The organism is Pantoea sp. GD03673, assembly GCF_029844725.1.
In the GTDB taxonomy this organism is placed as follows: domain Bacteria; phylum Pseudomonadota; class Gammaproteobacteria; order Enterobacterales; family Enterobacteriaceae; genus Pantoea.
The window spans coordinates 394,918-410,955 of record NZ_JAOCKJ010000004.1; the positions used below are offsets into that span (position 1 = coordinate 394,918).

Genomic DNA, 16,038 nt, shown 5'->3' on the forward strand with positions numbered 1-16,038 from the left:
ACGTTTGTCTATACTGGATGTTAAAAAGGGAAAAAAAGCACCACAGTCCGGACCACCAGACCGTGTTAAGGAGAGGATCTATGTTGATAGGATTTGTGTTGTTAGTGAGCGCGTGCGGTTACGATGCCTGCGAAGCACTGCCGGTCTCGGAGCGCATCTATCCGACGAAGGTCGACTGTGAAACAATGGCAAACCGTATTCATAAAGTCAGACCAAATGTGGTACTGCTTTGTGGTGAGGTACATCGATGATTCAGGACCAGATTCAATAAAGCCGGGCTGCAACATTGCAAGCTGACGCTTTAGCGTACAAAATATAAGCTGTTGTTAACCATTACCGTTGTGAATCCCATGAAAACATCACGCCCCCGTCGTCCTGGTGGACGCTGGGTTTACTATCTTTTGTATGATGGCATTCTGTGGCCCTGCCCCGTCCGATGGGAGTGGGAGAGCAGCTATGGCGGCTGGTTGCCTTTTTACTACACACCAACCTTTGAGTTTGTGGTGGGCGATCCACGCAAGGCTTATCGCATTGCGCGCAGCGACGTGCGGACTAAACGGCGCGAAGATGCCTTTGTCTGAGTGCGTTTATCGCCACGGCAGCCATGAGGCTGTCAGCAGAAAATAAACCGCTTCCAGCACGATAATCACCATCAGTAATATGCCCAGCGAGTGGCGACTTATCCACTTCATCGGCTCAGGCCCAGATCATGGCAGCCCAGCGTATCAGCAGCAGCCCGCCGCAGATGCACAACAGAACCAGCACCATCTTCCAGTATTTTTTAGCCGCCCGGTATCTTGTCACCTCGGTTTCCTCTGATCAGAAAGCGAAGATGCGCCAGAAGGCGCATCTGTTCCGGTCAGTAACAGGACCGGGAGGCATAGCATAACGTCCGGGCCACCAAAAGGCGACCCGTTGCCAGCATCAGTTGTTCAGGGTGTAATCCAGCGTAATTTCCGCGTTCAGTACCTGAGAAACCGGGCAGCCCGCTTTGGCTTTATTGATGATCTCGTCAAAGGCCGACGCATCAACGCCAGGCAGAGAGATCGTGCTGGTCAGCGCCACTTTGGTGATGGCAAAGCCGTCGCCTTTTTTATCCAGCGACACGTCCGCCGTTGTGTCAATGCTTTCCGGCGTATGGCCTGCATTGCCCAGCATCAGCGACAGTGCCATGGAGAAACAGGCCGCATGTGCTGCACCAATCAGCTCTTCCGGGTTGGTGCCTTTGCCGCCTTCAAAACGGGTATTAAAGCCATAAGGCTGCTGGCTCAGCACGCCGCTCTCGGTGCTGACGGTGCCTTTGCCTTTGATATCGCCTTCCCAGTGCGCCGAACCTTTCTTATGAATGGTCATGTCATTCCTCCTGTTGGTAAAGAAGCTAAGTATAGACAACGCATTCATTTTCGCAGGCTAACTCACTGCGCGGGGACGTGATGCGATGCTCTGTGGTGCCAGCAACGCCTCCGCCTGCACCAGTGAGTCACGGGTGATGTCGCTAATCGACTTCGCCCCGGTCAGCGTCATGGCCACCCGCATCTCTTTCTCTATCAGGTTCAGCAGGTTTTCCACACCGCGCTGACCGTGAGTGGCCAGTGCATAGATAAATGCCCGTCCCAGCAGCACGCTGTCTGCGCCCAGCGCAATCATCCGCACCACATCCAGCCCGTTGCGGATGCCGCTGTCTGCCAGAAGGGTGATGTCGCCTTTGACCGCATCCGCGATGGCCGGTAATGCGCGTGCCGAGGAGAGCACGCCATCCAGCTGGCGTCCGCCGTGATTCGAGACCACGATGCCATCGGCACCAAAGCGCACCGCATCCCGCGCATCTTCCGGATCGAGAATGCCTTTGATCACCATCGGCCCCTCCCAGAATTCGCGGATCCACTCCAGATCTTTCCAGCTGATAGAGGGATCGAAGTTGTTCGCCAGCCAGCCGATGTAATCTTCCAGCCCGGTGGGCTTGCCCAGATAGGCAGAAATATTCCCCAAATCGTGAGGACGGCCCTGCAAACCCACATCCAGCGCCCACTGTGGATGCGTGACCGCCTGCCAGTAACGACGCAGCGCCGCGTGATTGCCGCTCATACCGGAGTGCGCATCACGATAGCGCGCACCCGGCGTCGGCATATCCACGGTAAACACCAGCGTTGAGCAACCGGCGGCTTTGGCACGTTCCAGCGCATTGCGCATAAAACCGCGGTCACGCAGCACGTAAAGCTGGAACCACATCGGCCGGTTGATCTGCGGGGCCACCTCTTCAATCGGGCAGACCGAGACGGTCGACAGGGTAAACGGAATGCCTTTCAGAGCTGCCGCACGTGCCGCCTGCACTTCTCCCCGGCGGGCATACATGCCGCACAGGCCGACCGGTGCCAGCGCAACCGGCATCGACAGGGTTTCATTGAATAATCTGGTTTCAAGGCTCAGTTCCGACATGTTCTTCAGAATGCGCTGGCGCAGCGCCACATCTGACAGATCTTCCACGTTGCGGCGCAGGGTGTGCTCGGCATACGCCCCGCCGTCAAGATAGTGAAACAGGAACGGCGGCAGGATGCGTTGCGCGGCGGCGCGATAGTCACTGGCAGCTGAGATAATCATCAGTCAGATTCCTTTGGGTTGCGTGTGTCGTTATCCGGTAAGCGGGTGATGCGCGCCTGGCGCGCTTCATCTTCATGGAGGCTTTTCATGGTGGCGTGGACAAACCCCAGATGCTGCATCGCGGCCTGACGGGCCGCTTCCGCATCGCCCGCGAGAATCGCATCAAGCAGCGCCTGGTGCTGCTCCGTCAGGCGGGCAAAAATCGCGGGCTGGGTATACATGCGCTGACGGCTCTGCATCACCGACGACTGCAGCAGCGCGAAAAAGCCGCGCATGGTCTGCAGCAGCACCACGTTGTGGGACGCTTCGGCAATGGCCAGATGAAAGCGCACATCGGCCTGAGCAGCGAGATCAGGGTCATCACTCTCTTTCAGCTTCAGGGTGGCGTCGAAAGCGAACTGCAGCTTCTCTTTGTCGGCCCCGGTGGCGCGCAGTGCTGCATGCCAGGCGGTGCTGGCCTCAATGGCGTGGCGTGCCTCCAGAATATCGTAGCGGTAGTCGGGATCGTCATGCAGCAGCTGGCGAATCGGCCCGACAATGCGCTGTTCCGACCAGGGTGCCAGCTGTTGGCGGATCCAGGTGCCGCCGCCGCGTCGGCTGACCAGCATCCCACTGCTGATCAGCTGCTGTATTGCTTCACGCAGCGAGGAGCGAGAGACGCCGAGTTCCGCCGAGAGCTGCCGCTCGGCAGGCAGGCGCATGCCTGGTTCAAGCTGATGGTCGGTGATGTACGCCTGGAGGCGCGTCACCAGCGGTTCGGTAGTGTTGTTGCTCATGGGATCATCCAGGGGAAAACGTAGGCCTGAAGCGTGGTAATCACCCCCACCATACAGGTGAAAATCAGGCTGTGCTTAACGGTAAACCGGAACAGGTCAGACTCTTTCCCCACCAGCCCGACCGCCGCACAGGCAATGGCGATCGACTGCGGCGAGATCATCTTGCCCGTCACGCCGCCAGTGGTGTTAGCCGCCACCAGCAGAACATCGGAGACACCAATCTGCTGGGCGGTGGTGGCCTGTAAAGCAGCAAACAGCGCATTCGACGAGGTATCGGATCCGGTCAGGAAGACGCCCAGCCAGCCCAGGAACGGCGAAAAGAAGGTAAACGCGTGGCCGGTGTGTGCCAGCGCCAGCGCCAGCGTCGCAGAGAGGCCGGAATAGTTGGAGATAAACGCAAAGGCCAGCACCATCCCGATGGAGTAGATCGGCAGCGCCAGCTCTTTCAGCGTTTCCCCAAAGGTCTGCAGCGCCGCCTTTGGCTTCATGCGCAGGAACAGAATAGCCATGATCGCCGCAATTAAGATGGCGGTGCCGGTGGCGGACACCAGATCCAGCTTAAAGATGGCCGGAAAAGGGGTCGCGCTGCCGACCACGGGCGGCATACGTGCCACCAGCTCATTCAGCATCGGGACCGGCATAGCCAGCACCCAGTCATAGAGCGCACCGCCTTTGGCGAACAGCGCTTTAAACGGCGGGATGCTCCAGAGCGTGACGGTGGCGGTAAGAAACAGGAACGGCATCCAGGCGCGGAGCACCTGCCCCAGCCGATACGTCTGCGGCGGCTGCAGGGAGGCGTCCTGCTTCGCCTCTGCATCGGCAAAGCGAAAAATGCGCACCGGTTTCCAGACGCGCAGAAACAGCGTCAGCGAAATCAGCGAGGCGAGCGACGAGATAATGTCGGGCAGCTCCGGGCCCAGGAAGTTGGAGCTGAGGAACTGGGCAATGGCAAACGATCCCCCCGCGACCATGACCGCGGGCCAGGTCTCTTTCACGCCGCGCCAGCCATCCATAATCGCCATAATCCAGAACAGCACAATCAGCGTCAGCAGCGGCAGCTGGCGTCCGGCCATCTGGCCGATGGCAAAGCTGTCCAGCCCGGTCACCTGGCCCGCCACGATAATGGGGATCCCCATCGCGCCAAACGCAACAGGCGCGGTATTCACAATCAGGCAAAGCCCGGCGGCGTAGAGCGGATTAAAACCCAGCCCGACCAGCAGCGCGGCGGTTATCGCCACTGGCGCACCAAAGCCCGCCGCCCCCTCCAGGAAAGCACCGAACGAGAAGCCCACAATCAGCATCTGCAGACGCTGATCGGGGGTAATTGACAGAATGGAGGCGCGAATAATGTCGAACTGACCCGTTTTGACCGAGATCCTGTAGACGAAAACCGCGGCGACAATGATCCAGGCAATCGGCCACAACCCATAGAGAAAGCCATACACCACAGCGGCCAGCGCCTGGGCCGCCGGCATCTGGTAGAGAAACAGCGCCACCAGCAACGCCAGCACCACGGTGGTGGTCGCCGCCAGGTAGCCTTTCATCTTCAGCTTAATCAGCGCAAAAAAGAAAAAGAGAATCGGGATCAGCGCGACCAGGCTTGAGAGCCAGATATTACCCAGCGGATCGTAATTTTGTTGCCAGATCTGCATGCCAGTATCTCCAGAGGAAGAGGTGACGTGGCACACAGCCGCTCTGCTGCATACCCTTTCGCCCCGGATTGGTCAGACCAAACCGCTGTCCCGGGGCGTATGGCAACAGATAGTTAATGCATTGTTAATCTATGGCAACAGAAGTTGGGTGAATTTTCCCGGAGTGTGAACCAGAGAAAAATATTGCCGGAATTGGTCGGACCAAAATCAGCCATTTCCTTCGGGAAAGGCGCGCTGATAGCTGTGCGGATGAAAACGCAGATTAAGCGCAATCAACAGCAGCGTGACCGTCGCCTGCAGGATCCAGACGCTGGTGAAATTTCCGGTGAGCGCATGCAGCTGTCCGGCGATAAACGGCATGCTGCCCGCGATAATAAAGCCGACGCCCTGCATAAAGGCCACCAGCCGCGCACCAGCCTGGGGCTGCGCCAGATGATCCAGCGCCAGCACCAGTGCCAGTGGAAACGCCCCGCCCAGCCCGAAACCTGCCATCCCCGCCCAGAGCCACGGTGCCAGCTGCGGCGCAAACAGAAAGCCGAGCATGCCGCAAAGCTGCATGGCCAGTGTCAGCAGCAATAACGGGCGGCGATCGCGGCCCCGTGCCAGCAGGGGCAGCAGCAGCGCCCCGGCGACCTGACAGCCAATCATCATGCCGAGCAGTGAACCGCCCGCCTGCGCACGCCAGCCAAGCTGATGGTAAAAGTCCGGCAGCCAGGCGACGCAGATGGCGTAACCGCCGTTAACCAGACCGAAACTCAGCGCCAGCGTCCAGGCGCGGGTTTTTCGCCACAGCGGCGGCAGCGCGACGGCCTCCGTTCGGGCGGCGGGGGCAGTGGTAATCATCAGCCAGAGGATTATGGCCAGCACCACCGGCAGCGCCCAGCTGCTCAGTGCGCCCTGCCAGCCAAGCTGCGCGGTCAGCCACGGTGAGATCGCCGCGCCAATCCCGCCGCCGCCCATCAGCGCTGCTGCCCACAGGCCGGTCACACCAGCGCTGCGGCTGCCAAAGCGCTGACGAATCAATCCCGGCATCGCCATCTGCACGATGCCAATACCCGCCCCACCCGGCACGGTACTGAGCACCAGCCCGCGTCCGTCCACCACAATCCCCCGACTCACCAGTGCCAGCAACAGCAGGATCAGCCCCCCGGACAGCAATTTATGCACCGCAAAGCGCTGCATCAGCGGAGCACTGATTAACGCAATGGCACCCATCATGATCATCGGCACCGCAGGCAGCAGCGACGCCGCCAGCGGTGATAGACCGATGCTCTGCCGCAGCTGGCTGAGTAACGGACTGACCGAGGTCATCAGCGGCCGCATATTCAGTCCTGCCAGCACCAGGGCTGCCAGCAGGAGGTTGTTCTCTTTCTTCATCTGAGATCCACACCGGTAAAAGTTGCCAGCCTGGCAGCAGTCGCTACTATCTGGAAATGAAATATTACTCTGTCAGGTAGTGGAAAAATGAATCGTCAACCGATGTTCACCCCGCAGCAGTTGCTCAGCTTTGTGGCGGTGTGCGAAACCACCAGCTTTACCCGCGCCGCCGACAGGGTGCACCTGTCACAGTCCACCGTCAGCCAGCAGGTACGGCGACTGGAGGAGATGGTTGGTAAAGCATTGCTCATCCGCTCCTCACATCAGGTGCAGATCACCGAAGAGGGCGAAAAACTTTTAGGCTACGCCCGGCGGATCATTGCCCTGAATGGCGAAGCGCACGATGTGCTGAGCGATCAGTGGCGCGACGGCGTGCTGCGTCTTGGCGTGCCCGAAGATTTCGCCGCGCCCACAGCCGGTCTGCTGGCGCACTTCAGTCGCGACCATCCCCAGCTGCGGCTGGATGTGATGAGCGGAATGCAGGTGGAGCTGCGGCGTGCCTGGCAGCGTGAAGAGCTGGACATCATGCTGATTAAGCAGCCCTGGGGCGAGCGTCCGCTGGCGTCGCGTCCCGAACCGCTGCTGTGGCTCGACAGCGCAGAGTGGCCCTGCTTTGAGCAGACGCCGGTGCCGCTGGTCCTGTTTCCCCAGCAGGGGCTCTATCGCGACGAGGTGTGTCAGACGCTCGACGCGCTGGGCAGAAGCTGGCGCATTGGTTACAGCAGCGCCAGCCTGGTCGCGCTGGCCGCCGCCAGTGCCCAGGGACTGGGGCTGACGTTACTGCCAGCCAGCTGTCGCCTGCCGCAACATCGGGTACTGGGTCCCGAACAGGGTCTGCCGGTGATTGATACCTTTGAACTGGCGCTGTTCTGCCGTCATCCACAGGATCCGCTGCAGCGTGAACTGGCGACGTCACTGGCGGCGTTCGGCCAGTTGCGCTGGCAGTGAGATATTGAATAGTGGTCAGTGGAAAATAACGCAGCAGGGGAAAGCAGCGTTTGTCAGATTAAGACATTGTTCACTTTGCAGGAGCCTCTGATGCCCATTTCCTCTTCGCCGAGCCGCCGTGATTTCCTGGGCCAAAGCGTGCGCTGGACCGCCGCAGGCGGCTTGCTGGCCGCCGGTCTCGGTCAGTCCGGTGCCGCCACCCCCGCCTCTTTGCCCGCTATCGATGCCGATCGGCCCGCCGCCCTGCCCCGGCAGGATCACTACCTGCTGCGCAATGTGCGCCTGGAGGAGGGCTTTATCCGCGAGGATGAGGAGATTATCGCCACCCGGACCGGACGTTACGACATCAGCGTGCGCGACGGTAAAATTGACCAGCTGACGCCCGCGGGCCAGGGGGAGAGCACGCTGCCGTCATGGGATGCGCAGGATGCCCTGCTGCTGCCCGCCACCCAGGACATGCACATCCATCTTGATAAAACCTTTTATGGCGGCCCGTGGCAGGCACCGCGTCCGCGTCAGGGTAAAACCATCATGGATATGATTGCGCGCGAACAGGTACTGATCCCACAGCTGCTGCCGCACGCCCAGGCCCGCGCCGAAGGATTGATCGCCCTGCTTAACGCCAAAGGCACAACCCGCGCACGCAGCCATTGCAATATCGATCCGGTCAGCGGCCTGAAAAGCCTGGAGCATTTGCAGGCGGCGTTAGCCCGTCATCCTGCCTTTTCGTGCGAGATCGTCGCCTTTCCCCAGCACGGCCTGCTGCACTCACAGGTCGACGGGCTGATGCGTGAGGCGATGCAGCTCGGCGTTAACTATGTCGGCGGACTGGATCCGACCAATGTGGATGGCGCGATGGAAAAATCGCTGGATGCCATGTTTCAGATTGCGCTCGACTATCAGCGCGGCGTGGACATTCATCTGCATGAAACCTCACCGGCGGGCGTGGCGGCAATTCAGTACATGATTGACACCGTGGCGACGCATCCGGCGCTGAAAGGCAAAGTGACGCTGAGCCACGGTTTTGCGCTGGCGACGCTGACTGGCAGTGCGCTGGACAAGATGATCGAAGGGCTTGCGGAGCAGCAGTTCAGCGTCGCCTCCACGCTCCCCATTGGTAAGCTCACCATGCCGATTCCCCAGCTACAGGCGGCGGGCATCAGGGTGATGACCGGCACCGACAGCGTCATCGATCACTGGTCCCCGTTTGGCACCGGCAGCATGCTGGAAAAAGCGAACCTTTATGCGCAGCTCTATCGCGGTTCAGATGAGTTTTCGCTGTCGCGGGCGCTGGGGATTGCCACAGGCGATCGGCTCCCGCTCTCGGCCCAGGGGGAGCGCCAGTGGCCAGCACCGGGGGATGACGCAAGCATGATGCTGGTGGCGGCGAGCTGCTCCGCCGAAGCCGTGGCACGCATGTCGCCCGTGGTGGCGACCTTCTCACAGGGTAAACCGGTGTTTGCGCTGGCCCCGGCCTGAAACCGCTGCGCTCTCACCTGCTCCCCGGACGCAACACACCCTGAGCGCCAGAAACGACAGAGCCTCCACAAGGGAGGCTCTGCATTTACCTGAGCGGAGTGCGGGTTACGCGCTTTTGGCCCATTTATCATTCGACATAAGTTCCATTGCCAGCGCGTATAAGCGACGATCTTCCTGATCACAGGGCTCATCTTCCGCATAACACGCAATCATCGAAGCGATCTTATCTGCTGATAAGCTCTCTCCGTGAACATGCAGTGTCAGTACGGCGCGGCCTACTATTTTAAGCACATTTTCATGTGGTCCCTGGATGCGATTACTCAATGCAAATACCCTCTACCGGTCGTTGTACCAGGAATATGGCGCGCTAAATATAAAGCAATTAGCTCAGGATTTTTATCGGCACAGAGAGCGATATTTTTTAATGATTAATTCTATTACTGGAGTAATTATTAAGGAATCATCTGATTAACAATGAAATTAATTTTTAAAAACGACAACTTATAAAATAATGACTGGTATTGATAAGTTATCACTTTGAAATGAAAACCTTTACACCTCACCGAACGATTAAAAAAAACCACCTTTTTCCGGCAAAGTTCAGTTTATTCCTAAGCGTACCGGCAGATATAGTTTCATTCCGCTAACCATCGAGGTTCCCGTTGCTGTCAGGCGTGCTTTCTGCCAGACTTGCCCCGCAATAATGCCCGACACTTTCAGCCTCAGAGGCCGCGCCCGTGACCGCTTTTTCTACCCTCAATTCGCTTCCCGACAGCCAGCTCGATAACCTGCGCGAGATGGGTTACACCAGCATGACGCCCGTTCAGGCCGCTACGCTGCCCGCCATTCTGCAGGGACGCGACGTGCGCGCGCAGGCAAAAACCGGCAGCGGTAAAACGGCTGCCTTCGGTATTGGTTTACTGCACCATATCGACAGCACCCGCTTTCAGACTCAGGCACTGATCCTCTGTCCGACGCGTGAACTGGCGGATCAGGTAGGCAACGTGCTGCGCCAGCTGGCGCGCTTCACCCGCAACATCAAAGTCCTTACCCTGTGTGGCGGGCAGCCGATGAGCGCACAGCGTGATTCCCTGGTGCATCCTCCGCATATCGTGGTCGGCACGCCGGGTCGTATCCTCGATCACATCAATCGCGAAAACCTCAGGCTGGACCAGCTCAACATGCTGGTACTGGATGAGGCAGATCGGATGCTGGAGATGGGTTTCCTCAATGATATGGAAACGATCATTGACGCAACGCCAGCCTCACGCCAGACGCTGCTCTTTTCCGCCACCTGGCCCGACGGCATCACCGCCATCAGCACGCGTTTTCAGCGTGATGCGCTGAGCGTCGTCACTGAAGATGTCAGCGAACTGCCCTCAATCGACCAGCAATTCTTTGAAGCCAGCCACAATGAAAAACTGGGTCTGCTGATAGCCCTGCTCAGCGATCGTCAGCCCGCATCCTGTGTGGTGTTCTGCAACACCAAACGTGAATGTGATGACGTCGCCGCCGCACTAAACGCACGCGATATCAGCGCCCTGCCCCTGCACGGTGACCTGGAGCAGCGCGATCGCGAACGCGTGCTGATCCGCTTTGCAAACGGCAGCGGTCGCGTACTGGTCGCCACTGATGTCGCCGCACGCGGACTCGACATCAAATCGCTGGCAATGGTCGTTAACTATCAGCTCGCCTGGGATCCTGAAGTCCACCTCCACCGCATCGGTCGTACCGCACGCGCAGGCGAGCATGGCGTTGCGGTCAGCCTGGTGGCTGCCGATGAGATGGCGCGTGCGCATGCACTGGAAGATTTCCTGCAGCAGAAGCTGCCGTGGGTCTCTGCCAGCACGCTAAAAAAGGGCAGCAGCAAGCCTCTGCCTGCCGCCATGATGACGTTGTGCATTGATGGTGGCCGTAAAGCCAAGATACGTCCGGGCGATATTCTGGGTGCGCTGACCGGTGAAGCGGGGTATCGCGCCGATCAGATCGGCAAAATTGTCCTGACGCCGACCCATGCCTACGTGGCAATTGAGGCAAATCAGGCCAAAGCGGCGCTGGTCAAACTCAAGCAGGGAAAAATCAAAGGCAAAACCTGCCGGGCGATTCTGCTGAAAGACTGAATGAAAACGGGCGAGGTCATTACCTCGCCCGCTTTGTTACGGCTCTTCGATGCGTGTCACATGCAGCGTGGTTTTATCCCCTTTGCCCTGTACCTTACCGCTGACGCGCACTTTGTCTTCTGCGGTGTAGGTTTTACCATCAAAGGTCTTCTTCGCGGCGATAATTGGTAACGTACCGGTGTTATCGCGGAACTGATACCGCTCTCCCTGCTCTTTCTTCACGATGTAACCTTCCAGCGTCACATAACCGCCCTGACGGAAATCGCGGATCTGATCGATGTGGGTCTGCCCGGTATCTTCTGAGCCTTTATAGCCCGCATCCTGCTTATGCTGCGGCGGTGGCGTATCGCCCGCTTTGAATCCACCCTCTTCAGCCGACACGCCTGCGCTCATCATCACCAGCAACGACGCTAAAATCACTTTTCTCATTTCACACTCCTTTATTGGAAAGGTGTCCATGTTGAACCTTCAGGATTAAGCCTGGCACAATAATCGGAGTTCGTTTTATTTCGCCCTTCTCTTCTCACCTTTTTCCATTTGCTGCCGATAACCTGTTCACACCCTATTTCACCAGCTGCGTTAATGCAGAGGCAACCATGGATAATTTTCAAAAAGAGATCGATGAAAGAGCGAACCTCGCGTTATCAAACAAGTTTGAGCTGCTGCTGTTTCGCTTAGGTTCCGATCAGCTGAAAGGCAAGTCTGAACTGTTTGGCATTAACGTCTTCAAGCTGCGTGAAATTGTGCCGATGCCGACCATCACCAAAGCCGCAGGCATGCGTTCGCCGCTGCTGGGTATGGCGAGTATTCGTGGCCAGTTTATTCCGGTGATCGACCTGCCTGCGGTAGCGGGCTGCGTGCCGGAAACCGGTCTTAACCTGCTGCTGGTAACCGAGTATGCACGTAACACCCAGGCGTTTGCCGTGGAGTCAGTAGAGAACATCGTGCGTCTCGACTGGAGCCAGGTGCACACCGCTGAAGCCGGTATCGGCGGCCGCAATATTACCAGCATCGCCTGCCTGGACAGTGACAAGCAAAGCAACGAGCTGGCGATGGTGCTGGACGTTGAGCAGATTCTGTATGACATCATCCCGTCCGTGCGCGGCGTTGAACCGGAAGCGGCCAGACCGCGTGCCTTCAACTATCGCCCCGGTGCGGTGGCAATTGTCGCAGAAGATTCCAAAGTGGCGCGTCAGCTGCTGGAGCAGGGCCTGAAGAGCATGGGCATCCCGGCGCTGATGTTCAATACCGGTCTGGAAGCCTGGGAAAAACTCAAGCTCATGAGCCAGGAAGCCCAGTCTGCGGGCGAGTCGATTCACGACAAAATTGCGCTGGTCCTGACCGATCTGGAGATGCCAGAGATGGATGGCTTTACGCTGACCCGCAACATCAAACGCGATCCGGTACTTAAGGTTCTGCCGGTCGTGATTCACTCCTCACTCTCTGGCAGCGCCAACGAAGATCATGTGCGCAAAGTCGGTGCCGACGGTTATGTGGCGAAGTTTGAATTGAATGAGCTGTCAGACGTGATTTTCAACGTCCTTGACGCTGCCCGCTAAACGAATCCGGGCCGCTAAGAATGCCCGGCGCGCTTTCACTTCAGCCAGCGGAATGGCTGATCTGATCAGGAACTGACTATGCACATTGAAACATTACCCGTTACCCCGGCACCGGCTGCGCCTTCACCGCAGAAGGTGCTGCGTGGCCGTTTACGCCAGCTGGCCTGGATTACCGCCGTCACCTTAAGTCTTGCATTCTGGGCCGGTCTCTATTTCTTAATTTTCTGAATCCATTCATGTTTGTCTGGATCGGGCCGTCAGCATTCCTGCTGACGGCCCTTTTTTTTACCTGAATTTCCCTTCTGTCTATTTGTTAACCTTTCCTGATGTTTTTCCGTGACTATTTATTCACGCACCGTTATTACTTAAAAATTATTAAAGGTACATCTTATTGCTCCGATAACTGTATGCGCGAGATTACCTTTTTGCCTGCGGCTGTGACCACAGACATCAGCAAGGCACTACGCACAACAGCAGAGAACCTGATTGGTGCTAACAAATTGATTAATAATAAAACGGGGAGGAGAACATGTTCAGTATCAGGAATATGAAGGTGGGAATGCGGCTCGCAGCAGCCTTCGGTATTATCGTGACGTTACTGATAGTGATTGGCGTAACATCCATTACCAGAATTAACAGTATTAATACCGCGATCTCATCGATCATTGACGATCGCTATGTGAAAGTACGACTGGCATTTGATGTGCGCGATGGCGTCAACGATCAGATCAAATACCTGCGCGGCATGGTGATCGACACAACACGCCCCGACATGAATGCGAAGCGTTACAGTCAGCTGGATGAAGCCACACAACGCACCAACATCGCCATGAAAAAGATTGAGGATATTCAGGTCACGCCGATTGGTAAGAAAAAGATTGCCGGTCTGCTGGCCTCCTCTCAGGCCTTTGAGAAAGTTAAAGCGGAACTGATCGCCCTGGTTAAAGCCGGGGATTTTGATGCGGCCAGCACTTATGTGCTGAAATCGATGACCGCTACGCAGAATAAGTTTCTTCAGGATGCCGTGAATTTTGCCAACTCACAGGACTCACAGCTTCGCAGTGAAGGCCAGGGCATTGTGGAAAATGGTCAGTCAGCTATCACCATCACGCTGATTTTCGCCGCACTGGCGATTCTGGCCTCGATTATGCTGGGCTACTTCCTGACCCGCTCTATTGTGCGTCCACTGGTTACGGCTGTTGACGTCGCTGAACGCGTTGCTGCTGGCGATCTGAGTTCACAGATTCAGGTAACCTCACGTGATGAAACTGGCGTCCTGATGCAGGCGCTGCAGCGCATGAACGATAACCTGCTGTCGATTGTAACCGAAGTGCGTACCGGCTCCGACACCATCGCGGTGGCTTCGAATCAAATCTCCAGCGGCAATCTTGATCTTTCAACCCGCACCGAACAGCAGGCCAGCTCGCTGGAAGAGACCGCCTCTGCCATGGAGCAGATGACATCAACCGTTAAACACAACGCCGATAATGCGCGTGAAGCCAATCACCTGGTTTCAACCACTTCCAGCGTAGCACGTGAAGGTGGCGTGGTGATGGAGAAGGTCATCGAGAAAATGGAAGCGATCGCCCTCTCCTCACGCAAGATTGTCGACATCATCAGCGTCATCGACTCCATTGCCTTCCAGACCAATATTCTGTCCCTGAACGCAGCGGTTGAAGCGGCACGTGCGGGTGAACAGGGTCGTGGCTTTGCGGTGGTCGCGAGCGAGGTGCGTAATCTGGCGCAGCGCTCAGCCTCCGCAGCCAAAGAGATTAAGGTGCTGATTGAAGATTCTGTCGCTAAAGTCGATGAGGGCAGCAAACTGGTAACACATGCCGGTTCAACCATCGGTGAAGTGGTGAACAGCGTGCAGAGCGTGGCGAATATCATGAGCGAAATCACCATTGCCAGCAGTGAGCAGAGCAGTGGCATCCATGAAATCAACCAGGCAATTACCCAGATGGAAGCGGTAACGCAGCAGAACGCCGCGCTGGTTCAGGAAGCGTCAGCTGCCTCACAAGCGCTGCAGGATCAGGCTGAACGTATGGCACAGGCAATGAGCGTGTTCAATACCGGCAAGCTTTCACTGCAACCCGTCCTGCGCTAATCCCCTGTAAATGGCCCGCTCCGGCGGGCTTTTTTTTGCGTGATAAAAGCCCGCAAAGCGATGACAGGCCGCTCGCCATGTGAGTGACACAAGAAAACAAAGGTAAACCGGCTGGTAGGGGAAGGGGTTGGAGGCTGAAGGTTGAAGGTTGGAGGCTGGAGGCTGGAGGCTGGAGTTTGAAGATTGGCGTTTAGAGGTTGAGCGCTGAACATGGAAAACGCATAAACAAAAAAGGCCGCCAGAGGCAGCCTTTTATTACTGTAAATGCAACAACGCCATATAGCTCACTAGCCGTTATCAGAGCGCGCGAAGCTGGCTCTGAATTGCACTCCTCGCCGTGTTCACCTGAACAACGACAGATTTGCAGAAAATGCATTTCGCTCCATGCGGGTTGGCTCTTGTAACATCAAAATGTGATGTACGAAACTGTGAGCCATTACAGTGAGGACATTTAAAAGTAATTTTCAGTCCTTAGAGACCAACAACGTTCGCAGCAGCTGGGCCTTTGGCACCATTTTCTACTGTGAATTCAACTTGCTGACCTTCGTCTAATGAACGGAAATCGGTGCCCTGGATTGCAGAGAAGTGTACGAATACATCTTTGCTGCCGTCTGCAGGAGAGATGAAACCGAAGCCTTTCTCAGCGTTAAACCATTTAACGGTACCGCGAATTTTGTTAGACATGCTTAAATCCTTAATATATCGAGCCTTCCGGCGTAATGGCCTGAGAACAGAGTTTAATCAGAACGTAAGAGAAGACTCAAAAAGAAGGGATGTCTCGCGACAAACTTAGAGATGAGAACTGCTTTGGTTACTTACTTTGATAGTGTCTGTTAATCAAACCGACAATTCATTAAGCCACAGTTCTTACGGTGGCGCAAGCCGCAATTCAAATTAAACGCAAATAGCGTCATCCGAGAGCGGCGCAGTGCCGCGACGGTGTGATAGCCTGCCCTGTACTGTCGCCGGGCAGGAAAAATCACGCTGCTCAGTCACCATTCAGCCGACTGAACAGAATGTTTCGCATCCCCGCATCTTCTGTTGGATTGAGATTGAGCCAGGTAAGCGTCTGACGATCCGTTTTTTCATCGTAGTCAGAGTAAACACCATGAATCTCCCCTTTCTCCGGCGAGTAAAGAATGGCAATAGATTGTGCCGGACAGTTGTGCGGCTTACAGCCGGAAAGTGCCTGCCAGGTTTCCCCCCTGAAGGTAACGGTAGTGGCAGGAGTACTGGTCCCGCCCTGCTTAACCCATGCCGGGAAATTATGCCCGGCAATAAGACGCTGATACGCCTTTCCGGTTTCTTTGTTCGCACTGAAATCAAACAGATAGGGCTGGGTTGCCGCACTTACTAACATCGGCACGCCAGCTAATGCTGCCACTATAAGACCTTTCTTCATCGCGTTTCCTTCCTCTTACC

At 56.7% G+C, this 16,038-nt stretch carries 18 protein-coding genes; 8 read left to right on the forward strand and 10 right to left on the reverse strand.

Translation table 11 applies throughout. The annotated features are described in order from the left end of the window. Positions 1-80 precede the first annotated feature (80 nt). Both N5J69_RS10080 and N5J69_RS10085 read left to right on the forward strand, forming a co-directional pair. Positions 81-251 (forward strand): hypothetical protein, encoded by a 171-nt coding sequence (locus tag N5J69_RS10080; protein WP_003850083.1) that lies wholly within the window; start codon positions 81-83, stop codon positions 249-251. 99 nt (positions 252-350) lie between these two features. Beyond that, positions 351-581 carry a hypothetical protein gene (locus N5J69_RS10085; protein ID WP_033731707.1) on the forward strand — a complete coding sequence of 77 codons (231 nt, stop codon included), beginning with the start codon at positions 351-353 and terminating at the stop codon, positions 579-581. A gap of 115 nt (positions 582-696) precedes the next feature. Here N5J69_RS10085 and yniD read toward each other — a convergent pair whose 3' ends face one another. From yniD to N5J69_RS10115, 6 genes are all read right to left on the reverse strand, one after another. Further along, the gene (gene yniD, locus N5J69_RS22215) at positions 697-804 is read right to left on the reverse strand and encodes a small membrane protein YniD (RefSeq protein WP_085980552.1); all 108 of its coding nucleotides are present in this window, start codon (positions 802-804) and stop codon (positions 697-699) included. Between the two features lie 120 nt (positions 805-924). Then, a complete protein-coding gene (locus tag N5J69_RS10095; protein WP_279770004.1) occupies positions 925-1,353 on the reverse strand; it encodes an OsmC family protein in 429 nt (142 codons plus the stop codon). A gap of 57 nt (positions 1,354-1,410) precedes the next feature. After that, positions 1,411-2,598 carry an FMN-dependent L-lactate dehydrogenase LldD gene (lldD, locus tag N5J69_RS10100; RefSeq protein WP_279770006.1) on the reverse strand — a complete coding sequence of 396 codons (1,188 nt, stop codon included), beginning with the start codon at positions 2,596-2,598 and terminating at the stop codon, positions 1,411-1,413. Then, on the reverse strand, positions 2,598-3,374 hold the full coding sequence (lldR, locus tag N5J69_RS10105; protein WP_279770007.1) for a transcriptional regulator LldR: 777 nt from the start codon (positions 3,372-3,374) through the stop codon (positions 2,598-2,600). Before lldR ends, lldD begins: the two co-directional genes overlap by 1 nt. Next, a complete protein-coding gene (gene lldP, locus N5J69_RS10110) occupies positions 3,371-5,026 on the reverse strand; it encodes an L-lactate permease (RefSeq protein WP_279770008.1) in 1,656 nt (551 codons plus the stop codon). Before lldP ends, lldR begins: the two co-directional genes overlap by 4 nt. 207 nt (positions 5,027-5,233) lie before the next feature. Then, positions 5,234-6,403, reverse strand: coding sequence for a cyanate transporter (locus N5J69_RS10115; protein ID WP_279770009.1), 1,170 nt, complete (start codon positions 6,401-6,403; stop codon positions 5,234-5,236). Between the two features lie 87 nt (positions 6,404-6,490). Here N5J69_RS10115 and N5J69_RS10120 point away from each other — a divergent pair, with 87 nt between their 5' ends. The 3 genes from N5J69_RS10120 to dbpA all read left to right on the forward strand — a co-directional run bounded on the left by N5J69_RS10120 (position 6,491) and on the right by dbpA (position 10,950). Beyond that, entirely contained in the window at positions 6,491-7,351 is an 861-nt protein-coding gene (locus N5J69_RS10120) for a LysR family transcriptional regulator (RefSeq protein WP_279770011.1), read from the forward strand. A gap of 90 nt (positions 7,352-7,441) precedes the next feature. Beyond that, positions 7,442-8,830: an amidohydrolase family protein gene (locus N5J69_RS10125; protein WP_279770012.1), complete on the forward strand. Its 1,389-nt coding sequence runs from the start codon at positions 7,442-7,444 to the stop codon at positions 8,828-8,830. 737 nt (positions 8,831-9,567) lie between these two features. Then, positions 9,568-10,950 carry an ATP-dependent RNA helicase DbpA gene (dbpA, locus tag N5J69_RS10130; RefSeq protein WP_279770014.1) on the forward strand — a complete coding sequence of 461 codons (1,383 nt, stop codon included), beginning with the start codon at positions 9,568-9,570 and terminating at the stop codon, positions 10,948-10,950. A gap of 36 nt (positions 10,951-10,986) precedes the next feature. On the opposite strand, the gene N5J69_RS10135 is transcribed toward dbpA, so the two are convergent. Then, positions 10,987-11,379: a NirD/YgiW/YdeI family stress tolerance protein gene (locus tag N5J69_RS10135; RefSeq protein WP_279770015.1), complete on the reverse strand. Its 393-nt coding sequence runs from the start codon at positions 11,377-11,379 to the stop codon at positions 10,987-10,989. A 167-nt stretch (positions 11,380-11,546) separates the two neighbouring features. Between N5J69_RS10135 and N5J69_RS10140 the strand changes: the two genes are divergently transcribed. The 3 genes from N5J69_RS10140 to N5J69_RS10150 all read left to right on the forward strand — a co-directional run bounded on the left by N5J69_RS10140 (position 11,547) and on the right by N5J69_RS10150 (position 14,616). After that, positions 11,547-12,509: a chemotaxis protein gene (locus N5J69_RS10140; RefSeq protein WP_279770017.1), complete on the forward strand. Its 963-nt coding sequence runs from the start codon at positions 11,547-11,549 to the stop codon at positions 12,507-12,509. Between the two features lie 78 nt (positions 12,510-12,587). Continuing rightward, a complete protein-coding gene (locus N5J69_RS10145; protein WP_279770019.1) occupies positions 12,588-12,737 on the forward strand; it encodes a hypothetical protein in 150 nt (49 codons plus the stop codon). A 301-nt stretch (positions 12,738-13,038) separates the two neighbouring features. Then, positions 13,039-14,616: a methyl-accepting chemotaxis protein gene (locus N5J69_RS10150; protein ID WP_279770022.1), complete on the forward strand. Its 1,578-nt coding sequence runs from the start codon at positions 13,039-13,041 to the stop codon at positions 14,614-14,616. 297 nt (positions 14,617-14,913) lie between these two features. Here the strand turns inward: N5J69_RS10150 and N5J69_RS10155 are convergent, their stop codons facing one another. The 3 genes from N5J69_RS10155 to N5J69_RS10165 form a co-directional block, all read right to left on the reverse strand. Next, on the reverse strand, positions 14,914-15,084 hold the full coding sequence (locus tag N5J69_RS10155; RefSeq protein WP_279770107.1) for a cold-shock protein: 171 nt from the start codon (positions 15,082-15,084) through the stop codon (positions 14,914-14,916). 3 nt (positions 15,085-15,087) lie between these two features. Continuing rightward, entirely contained in the window at positions 15,088-15,300 is a 213-nt protein-coding gene (locus N5J69_RS10160; protein WP_003854408.1) for a cold-shock protein, read from the reverse strand. Positions 15,301-15,604: 304 nt separating this feature from the next. Next, a complete protein-coding gene (locus N5J69_RS10165) occupies positions 15,605-16,018 on the reverse strand; it encodes an Ivy family c-type lysozyme inhibitor (RefSeq protein ID WP_279770023.1) in 414 nt (137 codons plus the stop codon). Between the last annotated feature and the right edge of the window lie 20 nt (positions 16,019-16,038).

Coding starts and splice junctions, on each gene's coding strand:
- N5J69_RS10080 (WP_003850083.1), top strand. CDS start 81: ATGTTGATAGGATTTGTGTTGTTAGTGAGCGCGTGCGGTTACGATGCC.
- N5J69_RS10085 (WP_033731707.1), top strand. CDS start 351: ATGAAAACATCACGCCCCCGTCGTCCTGGTGGACGCTGGGTTTACTAT.
- N5J69_RS10095 (WP_279770004.1), bottom strand. CDS start 1,353: ATGACCATTCATAAGAAAGGTTCGGCGCACTGGGAAGGCGATATCAAA.
- lldD (WP_279770006.1), bottom strand. CDS start 2,598: ATGATTATCTCAGCTGCCAGTGACTATCGCGCCGCCGCGCAACGCATC.
- lldR (WP_279770007.1), bottom strand. CDS start 3,374: ATGAGCAACAACACTACCGAACCGCTGGTGACGCGCCTCCAGGCGTAC.
- lldP (WP_279770008.1), bottom strand. CDS start 5,026: ATGCAGATCTGGCAACAAAATTACGATCCGCTGGGTAATATCTGGCTC.
- N5J69_RS10115 (WP_279770009.1), bottom strand. CDS start 6,403: ATGAAGAAAGAGAACAACCTCCTGCTGGCAGCCCTGGTGCTGGCAGGA.
- N5J69_RS10120 (WP_279770011.1), top strand. CDS start 6,491: ATGAATCGTCAACCGATGTTCACCCCGCAGCAGTTGCTCAGCTTTGTG.
- N5J69_RS10125 (WP_279770012.1), top strand. CDS start 7,442: ATGCCCATTTCCTCTTCGCCGAGCCGCCGTGATTTCCTGGGCCAAAGC.
- N5J69_RS10135 (WP_279770015.1), bottom strand. CDS start 11,379: ATGAGAAAAGTGATTTTAGCGTCGTTGCTGGTGATGATGAGCGCAGGC.
- N5J69_RS10140 (WP_279770017.1), top strand. CDS start 11,547: ATGGATAATTTTCAAAAAGAGATCGATGAAAGAGCGAACCTCGCGTTA.
- N5J69_RS10145 (WP_279770019.1), top strand. CDS start 12,588: ATGCACATTGAAACATTACCCGTTACCCCGGCACCGGCTGCGCCTTCA.
- N5J69_RS10150 (WP_279770022.1), top strand. CDS start 13,039: ATGTTCAGTATCAGGAATATGAAGGTGGGAATGCGGCTCGCAGCAGCC.
- N5J69_RS10160 (WP_003854408.1), bottom strand. CDS start 15,300: ATGTCTAACAAAATTCGCGGTACCGTTAAATGGTTTAACGCTGAGAAA.
- N5J69_RS10165 (WP_279770023.1), bottom strand. CDS start 16,018: ATGAAGAAAGGTCTTATAGTGGCAGCATTAGCTGGCGTGCCGATGTTA.